This is a genomic window from Kitasatospora sp. NPDC033851, assembly GCF_055576085.1.
Map to the genome: position 1 here is coordinate 132,190 of NZ_JBVIRL010000016.1, position 13,287 is coordinate 145,476.

15 protein-coding genes are annotated in these 13,287 nt (G+C 70.5%); 5 read left to right on the top strand and 10 right to left on the bottom strand.

What is annotated here, in order from left to right; translation table 11 throughout:
* Nucleotides 1–44 precede the first annotated feature (44 nt).
* The 4 genes from ACZ51D_RS27585 to ACZ51D_RS27600 all read left to right on the top strand — a co-directional run bounded on the left by ACZ51D_RS27585 (nucleotide 45) and on the right by ACZ51D_RS27600 (nucleotide 5,089).
* Complete coding sequence (locus tag ACZ51D_RS27585) at nucleotides 45–650, top strand: dienelactone hydrolase family protein (RefSeq protein WP_465663767.1); 606 nt, start codon at nucleotides 45–47, stop codon at nucleotides 648–650.
* A 529-nt stretch (nucleotides 651–1,179) separates the two neighbouring features.
* Nucleotides 1,180–2,907 (top strand): carbamoyltransferase family protein, encoded by a 1,728-nt coding sequence (locus tag ACZ51D_RS27590; RefSeq protein ID WP_465663768.1) that lies wholly within the window; start codon nucleotides 1,180–1,182, stop codon nucleotides 2,905–2,907.
* Between the two features lie 129 nt (nucleotides 2,908–3,036).
* The gene (locus ACZ51D_RS27595) at nucleotides 3,037–3,762 is read left to right on the top strand and encodes an HAD family hydrolase (RefSeq protein WP_465663769.1); all 726 of its coding nucleotides are present in this window, start codon (nucleotides 3,037–3,039) and stop codon (nucleotides 3,760–3,762) included.
* Nucleotides 3,763–3,928: 166 nt separating this feature from the next.
* Nucleotides 3,929–5,089: an MFS transporter gene (locus ACZ51D_RS27600; protein ID WP_465663770.1), complete on the top strand. Its 1,161-nt coding sequence runs from the start codon at nucleotides 3,929–3,931 to the stop codon at nucleotides 5,087–5,089.
* 87 nt (nucleotides 5,090–5,176) lie between these two features.
* Here ACZ51D_RS27600 and ACZ51D_RS27605 read toward each other — a convergent pair whose 3' ends face one another.
* From ACZ51D_RS27605 to ACZ51D_RS27630, 6 genes are all read right to left on the bottom strand, one after another.
* Nucleotides 5,177–5,671: a hypothetical protein gene (locus ACZ51D_RS27605; protein ID WP_465663771.1), complete on the bottom strand. Its 495-nt coding sequence runs from the start codon at nucleotides 5,669–5,671 to the stop codon at nucleotides 5,177–5,179.
* Nucleotides 5,672–6,018: 347 nt separating this feature from the next.
* Nucleotides 6,019–6,798: a VOC family protein gene (locus ACZ51D_RS27610; protein WP_465621431.1), complete on the bottom strand. Its 780-nt coding sequence runs from the start codon at nucleotides 6,796–6,798 to the stop codon at nucleotides 6,019–6,021.
* A 162-nt stretch (nucleotides 6,799–6,960) separates the two neighbouring features.
* Complete coding sequence (locus tag ACZ51D_RS27615) at nucleotides 6,961–7,662, bottom strand: hypothetical protein (protein WP_465663772.1); 702 nt, start codon at nucleotides 7,660–7,662, stop codon at nucleotides 6,961–6,963.
* Complete coding sequence (locus ACZ51D_RS27620; protein ID WP_465621427.1) at nucleotides 7,659–8,192, bottom strand: SigE family RNA polymerase sigma factor; 534 nt, start codon at nucleotides 8,190–8,192, stop codon at nucleotides 7,659–7,661. The genes ACZ51D_RS27615 and ACZ51D_RS27620 overlap by 4 nt, the downstream gene beginning before the upstream one ends.
* A 31-nt stretch (nucleotides 8,193–8,223) precedes the next feature.
* Entirely contained in the window at nucleotides 8,224–8,913 is a 690-nt protein-coding gene (locus tag ACZ51D_RS27625) for a hypothetical protein (RefSeq protein WP_465663773.1), read from the bottom strand.
* A 372-nt stretch (nucleotides 8,914–9,285) separates the two neighbouring features.
* Nucleotides 9,286–9,489 carry an EF-hand domain-containing protein gene (locus ACZ51D_RS27630; RefSeq protein ID WP_360505410.1) on the bottom strand — a complete coding sequence of 68 codons (204 nt, stop codon included), beginning with the start codon at nucleotides 9,487–9,489 and terminating at the stop codon, nucleotides 9,286–9,288.
* A gap of 500 nt (nucleotides 9,490–9,989) precedes the next feature.
* On the opposite strand from ACZ51D_RS27630, the gene ACZ51D_RS27635 reads away from it, so the two are divergent.
* Nucleotides 9,990–10,655, top strand: a complete 666-nt coding sequence (locus ACZ51D_RS27635) for an MOSC domain-containing protein (RefSeq protein WP_465621423.1) — start codon at nucleotides 9,990–9,992, stop codon at nucleotides 10,653–10,655.
* Between the two features lie 315 nt (nucleotides 10,656–10,970).
* Here the strand turns inward: ACZ51D_RS27635 and ACZ51D_RS27640 are convergent, their stop codons facing one another.
* From ACZ51D_RS27640 to ACZ51D_RS27655, 4 genes are all read right to left on the bottom strand, one after another.
* Nucleotides 10,971–11,441: a hypothetical protein gene (locus ACZ51D_RS27640; protein WP_465663774.1), complete on the bottom strand. Its 471-nt coding sequence runs from the start codon at nucleotides 11,439–11,441 to the stop codon at nucleotides 10,971–10,973.
* Between the two features lie 439 nt (nucleotides 11,442–11,880).
* Nucleotides 11,881–12,072: a DUF397 domain-containing protein gene (locus ACZ51D_RS27645; protein ID WP_465663775.1), complete on the bottom strand. Its 192-nt coding sequence runs from the start codon at nucleotides 12,070–12,072 to the stop codon at nucleotides 11,881–11,883.
* Between the two features lie 44 nt (nucleotides 12,073–12,116).
* A complete protein-coding gene (locus ACZ51D_RS27650) occupies nucleotides 12,117–12,308 on the bottom strand; it encodes a DUF397 domain-containing protein (RefSeq protein ID WP_465618290.1) in 192 nt (63 codons plus the stop codon).
* Nucleotides 12,309–12,319: 11 nt separating this feature from the next.
* Nucleotides 12,320–13,168 carry a helix-turn-helix domain-containing protein gene (locus tag ACZ51D_RS27655; RefSeq protein ID WP_465618292.1) on the bottom strand — a complete coding sequence of 283 codons (849 nt, stop codon included), beginning with the start codon at nucleotides 13,166–13,168 and terminating at the stop codon, nucleotides 12,320–12,322.
* Between the last annotated feature and the right edge of the window lie 119 nt (nucleotides 13,169–13,287).

Below are 13,287 nucleotides of genomic sequence, written 5' to 3' on the forward strand. Positions count from 1 at the left end.
ATCATGGGTGGGTAGCTGACCTCTGCAGGTGAAGGACCCCAACCGTGGCCCAGATCGTCCTCTTCCACTCCGCCTACGGGCTGCGCCCCGCCGTGCACGCCGCCGCCGACCGGCTGCGCGTCGCCGGACACACCGTGCACACGCCGGACCTGTTCGACGGGCGGACCTTCGACTCGGTCGAGGAGGCGCAGGAGTTCCAGGAGGAGATCGGCGGCCGCGACGAACTGCTGAAGCGAGCGGTGACGGCCGCCGCGCCGGTGTCCGAGGGCGGGCTGGTGTACGCGGGCTTCTCGCTCGGCGGTGCCGTCGCGCAGAACCTGGCGCTGGCCGACGAGAAGGCGCGCGGGCTGCTGCTCCTGCACGGCACCTCGGACCTGCGGGAGGACGCCGCCACGTCGATCCCCGTCCAGCTGCACATCGCGGAGCCGGACCCCTTCGAGCCGGAGGACTGGCTGAACGCCTGGTACCTGCGGATGCGGCGGGCCGGGGCGGAGGTCGAGGTGCACCGCTACCGGGGGGCCGGGCACCTGTTCACCGACCCGGAGCTGCCGGACTACGACGAGCAGGCGGCGGAGCGGGCCTGGGCGGCGTCGCTGGACTTCCTGGTGGAGGTGGACGGGCAGGAGGACTGGCGGGGACCGCAGGACTGACGGGCAGCAGGGCTGACGGGGGCCGTCAGTAGGTCGCGGGTCCGGGAAGGCCAGGTCGAAGCGAAGGCTTCGGTCTGGCCTTCGGCGTTTCTAGGGGTGGAGACCGCCGACGTCGCCGCCGACGTCGCGTGGGGCTGACGAGGCGTCATGTGACCGGTGGAGCACGAGTGGTGAGGCGCCGGGGGGACGGTCGGGAAGTGGCGGAAGTGCCGGTCGCGCACCGGTTCGCGGGTCGGAAAGACTGTTTCCGGACAGCTACCCACAGTGATCAACAGGGTAGTGGTCCAGACCTCTTGTCGAGCATGTGTCACTCTGCCAGCACGGATGATCGAGCTACGAACTGTTGTTAACCAAACGGCCGCCCCGGCGTCACCGTCCGACGGGTGGTCAGGTTGACCGGATTTCCCACGGCGTCGTTGATCTCCCGGGAAACCACTCCATAGAGTCGCGGTGCACTCCACCTCACCAGTTCGCCGAATCCGCGGAAATGCCGGCGAGCCATTCCCGCGACTAATCATTGGGGCGGCACATGCTTGTTCTCGGAATCACCAACAACGACCTGGCCGGCGCCTGCCTGGTTCAGGACGGAACGGTCGTCGCGGCCGTCAGCGAGGAGCGCTTCTCCCGGATCAAGGACCACAAGGCCTGGCCGGAGCAGTCGATCGACTACGTCCTGAAGGAGGCCGGGGTCACCCTTTCCGATGTCGACCGGGTGGCCTACGGGTGGCAGGCGGGATTCAGCGCCGAAAAGCACCTGCTGCTCTATGTGGACCGCATTTCGGAGGAGGCCAGGCTGCGCCCCGAGGCGCTTCCGCACCTCCGCAAGCGGATATCCGACGAAATTCAGAACGACCGCGAGAAGCGCGGCGAGTTCGATGCCTTCATCGAAGCGAACGGGCTGCGCGGCAAGGTGGTTCACGTCGACCACCACGAGTCGCACGGGCTGGGCGCCTACCTCTGCTCCCCGTTCGACGACGCCCTCGTGGTCACCTGCGACGGCCGTGGGGACTTCCAGTCCCTGACCGTCACGCACTACTTCCCCGGCGGCGAGGAGGTGCTCCAGCGCGAGACCTCGATCGACAGCCTCGGCTACTTCTACGGTCGGATCACCAAGCTGCTCGGCTTCCGCCCCAACCGCCACGAGGGCAAGATCACCGGCCTGGCCGCCAACGGCGACCCGGAGAAGCTCCTCCCGCTGATGCGGCGGATGATCGACGTCGAGGAGAACGGCGCGATCCGCGCCCGCTGCGGCGACTGGTACCAGCCGTCCTACGAGGGCTACTCCGAGGCGCTGCTGGCCGAGATCGCCACCCACGAGCCGGCCGACGTCGCGGCCGCGGCCCAGCGGCACGTGGAGGACCTGCTGACCGCCGTGGTGGCGCGGCACGTCGGCCGGGTGCCCAGCGGCAACGTCTGCCTGTCCGGCGGCGTGTTCGCCAACGTCAAGCTCAACCAGCGGATCTTCGAGACCGAGGGCGTGCGGAACATCTACGTGCTGCCGCCGATGGGCGACGGCGGGCTGCCGCTGCAGACCGCCGTGATCGTGGCCCACCGGGAGACCGGCGAGCGCCCGCGGGTGCCCTCGATGGCGCTCGGGCCGGACGCCGCGATCTCCGAGGGCCGGCTGGAGGAGCTCCTGCGGGACTACCCCGAGCTGCGCTACCGGCGGATCGGCGAGTCCATGCAGGAGGTGCTGCTGGGCGCACTGGAGGCGGACCAGGTCATCGGCACCTACCGCGGCCGGATGGAGTTCGGCCCGCGCGCCCTCGGCCGGCGCAGCGTCATCTACGGCACCGCCGACGTGACCATGAACGACTGGCTCAACAAGCGGCTGAACCGTACCGAGTTCATGCCCTTCGCGCCGATCACCGCCGAGGACCTGGCGGCGGACTGCTACGTGGGCTGGGAGCCCGAGCAGCCGTCGGCGCTGTTCATGACGATCACCTACGACTGCCACGAGACGTTCGCCAAGGCCTGCCCGGCGGTGGTGCACGTCGACAACACCGCCCGCCCGCAGATCGTCCGGGCCCAGGACGACCCGTTCCTGCACGAGCTGCTGATGGCCTGGTACGACCGCAGCGGCCAGGCGGCGCTGGTGAACACCTCGTTCAACAAGCACGAGGAGCCGATCGTCGGATCGCACCGCGACGCGCTGGACCCGCTGGCCGACGAGGTGATCGACCTGCTGCTCGTCGACGACGTGTACCTGGTCTGGAAGGACTCCGCCAACACCTTCATGGCGCGGCAGTCCGGCTAGGCCGGTGGCTCGATCGGCCGGGGGGTCAGTCGTGAGGTCAGCCGTGAGGTCTAGTCCAGTTGACCGCCTGGCCGACGAGCATTGAACTATCGTCAGACCGTATGGCATGAACGCCGAGTGAGGAGACCGATGCAGCCGCACGCCGGAACGCGGTACGAGGTCGAGGCCGTCGTCTTCGACATGGACGGGGTCCTGATCGACTCCAGGCCCGTGATCGAGGAGGCGTGGCGGTCGGTGGCTCGGCGCCACGGCCGGGTCCTGGCCGACCCGGAGATCGAGGAGTACGTCCACGGGCGGACCGGCGACCAGACGGTGCGGCTGATCTTCCCCGACCACTCGGACGCCGACCGGAAGGCGATCTGGGCCGAGGTCGACACCGTCGAGGAAGAGGCCCCGTACCGGTCCGTCCCCGGCGCCGACGGGCTCGCCACCCGCCTCCGGGACGCCGGTGTGCCGATCGGCCTGGCCACCAGCAGCTGGACCCGGAAGATCGACAACGCGCTGGGCGGGCTCGACCTGCTCGACGTCTTCCGGGTGCGGGTCACCCGGGACGACGTCGAGCGGGGCAAGCCGCACCCGGACCCGTACCTGGCGGCCTGCCGGGGGCTCGGGATCCGGCCGCAGCGCGCGCTGGTCTTCGAGGACTCGGTCAGCGGGGTGCGCTCGGCGGTCGCGGCGGGGGCGGTGTGCGTCGGGATCGGCGGGTCGGCCCTCGTCGAGGCCGGCGCGGTGGTCGCCGTACCGGACTTCACCGCGTTGGTGGTGGCGGACGGCGACGGGGGCGGGGCGATCACGCTGACCGACCCGGACGGGCGGGTCACCGTGGTGCTCGCCGTCGGGCCCAACGGTGGCTGAGGCGCGCCGGGCCGCGTCGAACCCGGCGCTCGTGGACTCGATACCGCGGGCGCCGGGGGCCTCGGCCGATCAGGCTGAGGATGTTGAGCACGTTGAGGACGTTGAGCACGTCGAACGGGCTGAAGCGGCTGAAGCGGCTGACCGGGCTGAACCGGCGGCGCCGGTGATGGCCAGGTCGGCGGCGGTCTCGGCGTTCTGCGTCTTCCTCGTCCTGGGCGTGCTCACCGCCTCGCTCGGCGCTTCGCTCCCCTTCCTGCGGGAGCGCTTCGGCGCCGAGCACGAGGTCGGGCGGGTGGTCTCCGCGTACAACCTCGGCGCGCTCGCGGCGACCGTCTGCATCGGGCTGCTGGGGCGGCGGCTGAACGTCCGGGCGGCGCCGCCCGTCCTGCTCGCGGTCTTCGCGGCGGGCGCGGCCGGGATGGCGGCCAGCCCCGGCTGGACCGCCTACCTCGGCTGCGCGGCCGTCACCGGCATCGGGTACGGCGGGCTGGCGCTCACTCTCAACACCGCGTTCGCGCGCGGGTTCGCCGGGAACAGCGTGGTGATGGTCAACCGGCTGAACGCGGTCTTCGGAATCGGCGCCATGCTGGGCCCGCTGGCCGCGGGGGCCGTCGGGCACACGGACATCCGGCTGCTCGCCCTGGCGGCGGCGGTGTGCGCGCTGCCGTGCTTCCTGGTCGGACGGGCGGGGGCGGTGCTCGCCACCCCCGAAGCCGCGTCGGGCGGGCAGCCGTCGCAGGGCGGGCAGGCGGCGCAGGGCGGGCAGGCGGCGCAGGGCGGACAACGCGCGCGGATCGGGCTGGAGTTGCTCCCGTTCCTGCTGGTGGGCCTGGTCTACGCGGGCATGGAGACCAGCATCGGCACCTGGCAGTCGACCCAGCTGGTGCGCGACGGCTGGAGCATGCAGGCCGCGACGACGGCGGCCTCGGGGTTCTGGGCCGGGATGGCCATCGGGCGCCTGGTCCTCCCGCAGCTGACCAGGCGGCTGTCGGGCCGCACCACCCTGCCCGGCTACCTGGCGGCCGGGGTCGGCGCGCTGGCGCTGGCCGCCGTGCCGCACCTCGCGGTGGTGGCCTACCCGCTGGCCGGCCTGGCGCTCGCGCCGGTGCTGCCGACCCTGATCGCCTGGGTCTCCGGCGTGGCGGAGGTGCCGCAGCAGGCGACCTCCGTGCTGACGCTCTGCTGCATGCTCGGCAACGCCGTCGTGCCGGCGGTGGTGGGGGCGCTCAGCGGGTCGGGCGGGGCGGCGGTGATTCCGCTGGTCCTGGCCGGGGCGTGCCTGCTCTGCCTCGGGCTCGCGGGGTGGCTGCGGTCCGCTCGGCAGTAGGCGGGAGTGCTGCGGTCGCGATTGGTGCGCAGGAAGTCGGATGGGCCGACTTCCTGCGCATAATCCGGGGCGGAGTCGGGCCCGGGATCAGCCGTAGTAGTTGTGGATGTTGTAGATGATGTTGGCCCGGAAGTAGTGGCCCTGGATGTCGTAGAAGTTGCCACCCCGGATGGTCATGCCGACACCGTCGGGCTCGGAGTCCACGCGCGGGGCCGACGGGCTGGCGACGTTGTTACCGCGCGGCACACCCTGGGGGGCCGTCGCCTCGGCGGCGTAGGTCAGGCTCTCGGAGGTCAGGATCTGGCCGGTGTTGGCGTCGCGCCAGGCCTCGACCATCAGGCCGTCACGGCCGTTGTACGCGATCGACGGGGCGGCGTTGGTGTTGGTGTTCCTGATCTGCTGCCAGTTGTTGTCCCACTGCCAGTAGCGGACGTTCAGGCCCTGGCGGTAGATGCGGTTGTCGGTGCCGCGGTGGAGGACGGTCAGGCGGTTGTCGGGCGAGGTCGAGGCGGCGGCCGCGGACTCCGTCCGGGCGCCGCCCGGCAGTTCGGACCAGGGGCTGAAGTTCCTGTTGACGCCCATGGCGCCCTGGTAGATGCGCTCGTTGGCGCCGACGACGATGAAGTGCAGCAGGTCCGGGAAGGCCGCGATGGCCGGGCTCAGGGTCGCGCGGCCGGCCGAACCGGAGCCGCCGATGTTCTGCGTGCGGTACTGGATGGCCGAATTCCAGTGCCAGCGCCGGTGGTTGGAATCACCGGGGTGGCGAGGTTCTGGCCCCAGATGTCGCCGTTCTGCCCTTAGGTGTGAGTGAGTGTGAGTATATGTGTGTTGAGGTGTGAGCCGGGGTGGCCGGAGAACGAGAACCGCCCGACCGGACGGTTCCGGGCGGGCGGCGGTGGGCTCGGTGGGCTCGGTGGCGGCTCGAAGGGCTACATCGGGGTGGGCTTGATCATGGCGAAGGCCGCACCCTGGGGGTCGGTGGCGACGGTCATCCGGCCGGCCACCATGTCGAACGGCGGGGCGAGGACGGTACCTCCGCGCTTGACCAGGGCGTCCACGGTGGAATCGACGTCGTCGACCGCGAAGTAGGTCAGCCAGTGCGCCGGGGTGCCGGGCGGGTCGTTGGCGAGGAGGGTGGCGCCGCCGACCGCGCGGCCGCCGACCCGCAGTTCCCAGTACGAGTCCGCGCCGTCCAGCGGCTCGATCTCGATGCCGAACGCCTCGCCGTAGAAGGCTGTCGCGGCCTGGATGTCGCTGGTGTGCAGCTCGTTCCAGGTCAGCGCGCCGGCCTCGTTGACCACCCGGGCGCCGGAGAACTCGCCCGGCTGCCAGGCACCGAACACCGCGCCCTGCCGGTCGGCGGCGATCAGCATCCGGCCCAGGTTGCCGACGTCCACGACCGGGACGAGCAGGGTGCCGCCGGCGGCGACGATCGCGTCCTGGGTGGCCTGGGCGTCGGTGGTCGCCAGATAGCTGTTCCAGACGGTCGGCGGCTCCGGCATCCCCTCGGGGGTCATCGCCGGGCCGATGCCGGCCACGGCCTTGCCGTCGAGCTCGCAGACCGCGTAGCCGCCGAACTCGGCCGGGCCGGGCCGGCCCTGCCAGCCGAGGAGGTCCCGGTAGAAGTCCAGCGCGGCCTGCTGGTCCTTCGCCATCAGATCGACCCAGCACGGAGTGCCGGTCGGGTACGGGGTGGTGACTTCAGGCATTTTGACCCTTTCTGGTGGGTTTACTGCCGGTCACGATTTCGTCGCGGGAGGTGAATCGCCACTCGACACGCCGCCGTGGCCGTGGGGGCGGTGGACGGCCGGCACGCTGCGCAGGAAGTCGGACCGGCCGACTTCCTGCGCAGTCCGGAGGCCAACGGGCCCTCACAGGTTCTGGTGGCCGACGGTGCGGTGTTGGGTGTCGTACTCGTCGAGGGTGTTCATGTGCGAGGCGGCGGGGACGGGGATGGCGTAGGCGGTGAAGGTGGTGCCGGGGATGGTGGCGGTGGTGGCGGTCGTGGGTGCGGCGTTGCCGAAGGTCATGGTGGCGTCGGCGACGTTCGCGGCGGGCTGGGCGGTGAAGAGGCTCGCGCCGTTGGGCAGGTTCTGCTGGCCGTAGATGCCGCTGGGGCCGGTGTCGATGGGGCTCTTGACGCCGGCGCAGTCGCCGTACGGGCTGCTGACCAGGCCGTTGTAGGCGGTCCGGAGGCAGACCAGGCCACCGGTGCTCCTCCCACCGGGTGCGTAGCCGGCGGGGGCGGCGGGGTAGTAGGTCAGCGTCACCGACCAGGTGGCGCCGTCCAGCACACCGCTGCCCACGGTCGTCGACAGCTCGCCCGCGACCGGGGGCGGCGGCGCGGCGGCGAACTCGGACCGCGGTGGTCCCGCCGGGTCCCGCGGGTCCGAGGAGAGCGCGAGCACGCCGGCCACGGCGCAGGCCAGGGCGCCGGCCACGACGCCGGCCAGCGCCCGGCGGCGACGGGTGCGCCGGGCCCGGCCCGACCGCAGGATCTCGGCGACCGGCGCGGGCGACGGGGTGACTCGCCCGGCCGAACGGGCGAGGGCGTCATGGAGTCGATCGGTCATGGGGTCGCTCCCAACAGGTCGGCGGCGTGGTCGAGCAGGGTGGGGTCGGCGCGCAGCCTGGTCAGCGCCCGGGACGCCTGGCTCTTCACCGTGCCGATGCTGCACCCGAGTTCGTCGGCGACCTGCTCCAGGCTCAGGTCCTCCCAGTAGCGCAGTACCACCACGGCCCGCTGGCGTTCGGGCAGCCCGGCGAGGGCCGCGACCAGCAGGTCTCGGTCCTCGCCGCCGTGGGCGGCCGCCGGCGCCGGGGTGTCCGGCAGGAAGGGCGTCAGCAGGTGGCTGACCCTTCGTCGCCGGTACCGGCTGCGGTTGTTGTTCACCAGCGCGCGCCGCAGGTAGCTCGCGGCGGTGTCCGGGTCGATCCGCCGCCAGTGCGGATACGCCTTCGCGAGGGTGGTCTGCACCAAGTCCTCGGCCTCGTGGAAGTCGCCGGTGAGCAGATAGGCGGTCTGCACCAGCGCCCCCCACCGGGCCACCACGAACTCGCTGAAGCCGGCGTCCTCGCCTGCACGCTGTGGGCCGCTGCGCACGGAAATGGGTGTCCTTCGGGTCGGTGAGGGGTCAGAAGTTCCGGTGGCCGACGGTGCGGTGTTGGGTGTCGTACTCGTCGAGGGCGCTCATGTGCGAGGCGGCGGGGACGGGGATGGCGTAGGCGGTGAAGGCGGTGCCGGGGACGGTGGCGGTGGCGACGGTGGTGGGTGCGGCGTTGCCGAAGGTCATGGTGGCGCCGGCGACGTTCGCGGCGGGCTGGGCGAGGAAGAGCCTGGCGCCGTTGGGCAGGTTGTGCTCGCCGTACATGCCGCTGGGGCTGGTGTCGGTGGGGCTCTTGACGCCGGCGCAGTCGCCGTACGGGCTGGTGACCCGGTCGTTGTAGGCGGTCCGCAGGCAGACCAGGCTGCCGGTGGTCTTCTCGCCGGGCGCGTAGTCGGCGGGGACGATGGGGTAGTAGGTCAGCGTCACCGACCAGGTGGCGCCGTCCAGCACACCGCTGCCCACGGTCGTCGACTGCGGCGCGGCGGCCGGCCCCGAGGCGACGGGTGCGGCGGTGGGGGAGCTCTTCGGCGTGGCGGGCGCGGCGGCGGCCGAGGCCTTCGCGGCGGCGATCGCCGAGGCGAGCGGATTGACGTCGGCCGGGGGGTTCGCGGGGGTGGAGTCGGCGCTGGCGGACGTGCTCAGGGCGAGGCCCGCCAGCGCGACGACGGTGGCGGCCGCGGCGGCTGCGGCGAGCTTCTTGGTCCGTGCCTGGGTCATGGTTCTCCTCGATCGCGCAGGGGATGAATGGCCGGAGCGGCGCCTCTCCATCCGTGAGTACTCCCGCTCTGCCGAACGGGTTGCACGCGTCGATCACCGGATCACCGGATCACCGGATCACCGGAGCGGTACGGTACAGCGCCTCCCGCTGGGGGCGCGTCTGCGGCGGGGTGTGCCGTCAGGAGGGCGGGCGCGAGTGGCGCCGCACGTGCGTGGCTCAGTGCGGGGCAAGCTGCTCGCGGTGCTGCGGGAAGTGCGCGATGAGGTGGACCAGTTGTGGACGGACTGGTCGTGGGCGGAAATGGCTGAGCCGGTCGCCCCGACTGTCCACGGAATTCCGGGATAGCGGGGCGACCGGCCGAGAAAAGACGATTACCGGATGACCGCGGCAAATTCCTCGAAGCTGATCTGCTCGTCGTCGTTCTCGTCGGCGATCTTGAAGAGCGCCTCGGCGTTGGCCTCGCTCACCTTGGGGTTCTTCTGGAGGTGGGTCTTGAGCTCCATGGCGCTGATGAAGCCGTCACCGTCGGTGTCGATCTCGTCGAACTGGGCCTTCTTGTGGGCGTCGCCGCTCATGGGATTCCTTTCGTAGGGGTGTTTTTCCGCCACATGGGAGCATAGAGGAGAAATGTGCAATTCGGCTGCGATCGATTTTCTGAGATTTAATGACTTTCGATTTCCAGGTTGCGTTATCGCCGGCGGCCGGTGCCGACGGGTTATCGGTGGAGCGGCGTGCGCCCAGGTCGGCACCCGGGGCGTGATCCGGTGGGCGTAAGCGCCCGCCTCAACTCGCTTTCACCCGCAGGAGTTGCGTGTCGGCGAGGTGGTTGACGAATGGCGGCGGCCGAGGTCGTCGGGGGCCTTCGACGGGCGTGACGGCCGCGTGCCCTGCGGCGGACACGTGACGAGGGTGGTTGGGGGCCGTACTCGGTGTAGAGCTGGATCGCCTGGGCGGTCACGTCGCCGGCGCGCAGGGCGGCGAGCCGGACGGCCATGCCGATGCCGGAGGAGACCCCGGCCGAGGTGATGATCCGGTCCTGCCCACGGACCCGGGCTGTTCGCCGTACGGTCGAAGCATGGACGCACGTGCGCGACTGCTCTCCGTCAACGTCGGCAGGCCCCGGCCGAACCCGTGGAAGAAGGGCATCGGGCTGACCGGCATCGACAAGCACCCGGTGGACGGCCCGGTCGCGGTTGCCGCGCCCGGGCCGAAGGGAACCGGCGCGGTCGGCCTGGCCGGAGACCGGGTGTACGACCTGCGGAACCACGGCGGCGACGACCAGGCGGTGTACGCCTACGCCCGAGAGGACCTCGACGGCTGGCAGGAGGAACTGGGCCGGGACCTGGGCAACGGCTCGTTCGGAGAGAACCTGACCACGGTCGGCCTGGACGTGAACGGCGCGCTGATCGGCGAGCGCTGGCGGATCGGCCCGGACGTCGTCCTGGAAGTGTCCTGCGCGCGCATCCCCTGCGGCACCTTCCAGGGCTGGCTGGCGCGCGAAGGCTGGATCCGGCGCTTCACCGAGGCGGCCCTGCCCGGCGCCTACCTGCGGGTGATCGCGCCGGGCGAACTGCGTACTGGGGATGCGGTGGAGGTGGTGCACCGCCCGGACCACGACGTCACGGTGGCCCGGTCGTTCCGCGCGGTGACAACCGAACCGCGGCTGCTGCCAGGCCTGTTGGCGGCGGAGGCGCTGCCGGAGGAGATCAAGGACCTGGTGCGCCGGCGGACCCGGGCCTAGGGCCGCTCCGTGTTCGGGCGGGCATGAAGCGGAGTCAGGGCGGGCTCTCGATTGCCGGGGCGGGGCGGGGCGGGGCGGGGCGGGCCGGCAGGAATGCCGACCCGACGGGGACTCCGTCGGTGTCGGATGCCAGCCAGGCCAGGCGGTGGGCGGACGGGCCGCCGGCAGGATCGGTCAGTGCGGTGATGCGAACGGGCAAAGTGTCTCCGCCGTAGAGAACGGCGACGGCCTGGAGCGACCGGCGGCCCCTCGCACGAAAGTTGGGCGCGAGGGGCCGGCGTCATGCTGTGGTCCGCGTGGGTGCAGGAGCAGGCGTCACGGCGAGGCGGTGGCGGACTGGGTGGAGAGGGCGGAAGCGGCGAAGGCGCGGGTCCGTTCCGCGGCCTGGTCCAGGGGGACGTGCTGGTTGTTCGGCGGGTAGAAGTCGACCTCGCCGACCGCGCCGTAGTTCGCCCAGAAGCACGTCGTCATCGGGAAGCCGTCGGTGACGTTCTGCTGGCACTTCATCACCATGGTCATGGTGGAGTACGCCTTCGGCTCGCCGACGGGCGAACGGCCGTAGCCCTGAGCCAGCTTCATGGAGTGCTCGAAGGACGCGTCGAGCGCGCTCTGCGGGTCGGCGACCTTGGTGAAGAGGCTGGTCCTTCCGGTGAGGTGAGGAACCGTCGCGCTGTGCGACCCCTTGCTGATCGTGATCCGGGGGTTCCCGAAGCACGAGTCCTCGCCTTCGACCTCGCGCCCGTCCTCCTTGAGGGCGGGGAGGCGGTTGACCCCGAAGACACCCATGTCCAGGTCGCTGCCGAACCTGAAGCCGCCATCGCCATCGGAGCAGGTCAGTCCGTCGAGTCGGGGGACGGTGACCTCCGAGTAGCGTGCCGGTGTCCGGCCCGAGCTTCTCCGCCTTCGGCGCGGCGGCCGGCTTGCCGCCGTCCCCCTGGCTTGACCCGCACCCTGCGGCGAGCACACCCAGAACCAGGGCTGCTGCCGGAATCCCCCACCTACGCATGTACGTGGTACCTCTCGTGTCCCCGTAAACGATCATCGGGGATCGTACGCGACGCTACCTCGGGTACCGCTGGTTCATGCGTCAAGAAGGTCGGCGGCATCTTCATCTGACCGCATCCGCACGGTCGGTGGGGTGGGGTGAGGTGGGTCGTGGCGGAGGGGCGGTGGTTGCGCAGGAAGTCGGGCGGGCCGACTTCCTGCGCGGGCGGGGCATGAGGTGTCAGGCGTGGTGGTCGAATTCGCCGGCCTTGATGCCGTGGAGGAGGGTGGCGAAGGTGGTGGCGGTGGTGCTGAGGATGGTGTGGCCCTCGTCGGACTCGCGGAGTTCGACCGCACCGCCCACCGTGCGGACCTCCACACAGTTCTCGGCGTTGCCGCTGAAGGAGGACTTCTGCCACTCGGTGTCGGTCATTCGCGGGCCTCCCGCTGTGATTGGTTGGGCTCCGGGTGGGGTTGTCAGGCGTGGTGGTCGAATTCGCCGGCCTTGATGCCGTGGAGGAGGGCGGCGAAGGTGGTGGCGGTGGTGCTGAGGATGGTGTGGCCTTCGTCGGACTCGCGGAGTTCGACCGTCCCGCCCACCGCGCGGACCTCTACACAGTTCTCGACGTTGCCGCTGAAGGAGGACTTCTGCCACTCGGTGTCGGTCATGTCGGGCCCTTTCACAGGTTTCGCGCGATCTTGCGAATCAAGTCGCGAGAGTCATCCTCGCTCAGCGCCGACGCTTCGGTGCGTTCGAAGATCGCCCGGTAGCTGGTCAGCTCGCTGACGGCATCGAGGTATTCGGGGCCGTGGGAGGACTCCCGTTCAACGGTGTCCAGTTCACGGACCGCACCGAACGCGTATGTGAGGTTCTCGGCGGGCCCGGGGAAGGTCTCGATGTCGAACGGCACCACTCGAATGGTCATCCAAGGCAACTCGGAGTCTTCGAGCAGGGAAGAAAGCTGCTCCCTGAGGATCTGCGTGCCGCCGAACCGCGTCCACAGCACTGACTCGTAAATGAAGAAGGTCAAGGGCTTCGGGTTGCGACGCAGATCGGCCTTGCGCTGCATCCTGAAAGCGGTGCGGGCTTCCAGCTCGTGTCGAGGCAGCGGAGGGAAGACGCGTCCAAAGACGGCTGAGGCGTAGTTGAGGGTCTGGCAGGGGCCAGGCATGTGGGTGAGAAGCCACAGCATGAGTTCGCGGGAGGTCTTCTCAAACTCTGCGTTCTCGAGGACGCCGTCCGGGACAGTGCCTCGGTACTCCTCCCACCAGCCCTTGGATCGGTCCCGAACCATGGCTTCCAGAGCCTCGATCAGAGGTGGATTCATGCACTTGCAGGCTGCCGCGAAGGACCGGAGTCGGTCCACGTTGACGCTGGTCTTTCCGTTCTCCATCTGCGTCACCTGGGCAGCGCTCACTCCGAGCGCGCGAGCGAGCTGGCTCCCACCGAGGCCGGCTTGCTCGCGCATCTTCCGTAGCTCGGCGCCCAGGCGGCGCTGACGAAGGGTTGGGTTCTGGCGACCAGGCATGGAGTCAGTTTGCCTCGCCTGCACTCGATGGGGCCATCTGTCCCTCGGGAGAGGGAACCTCGGCAGAACAACCTAAAATTAAGTAGTTGCTGCGCTATGGTCGGTTTCACATCGATCCG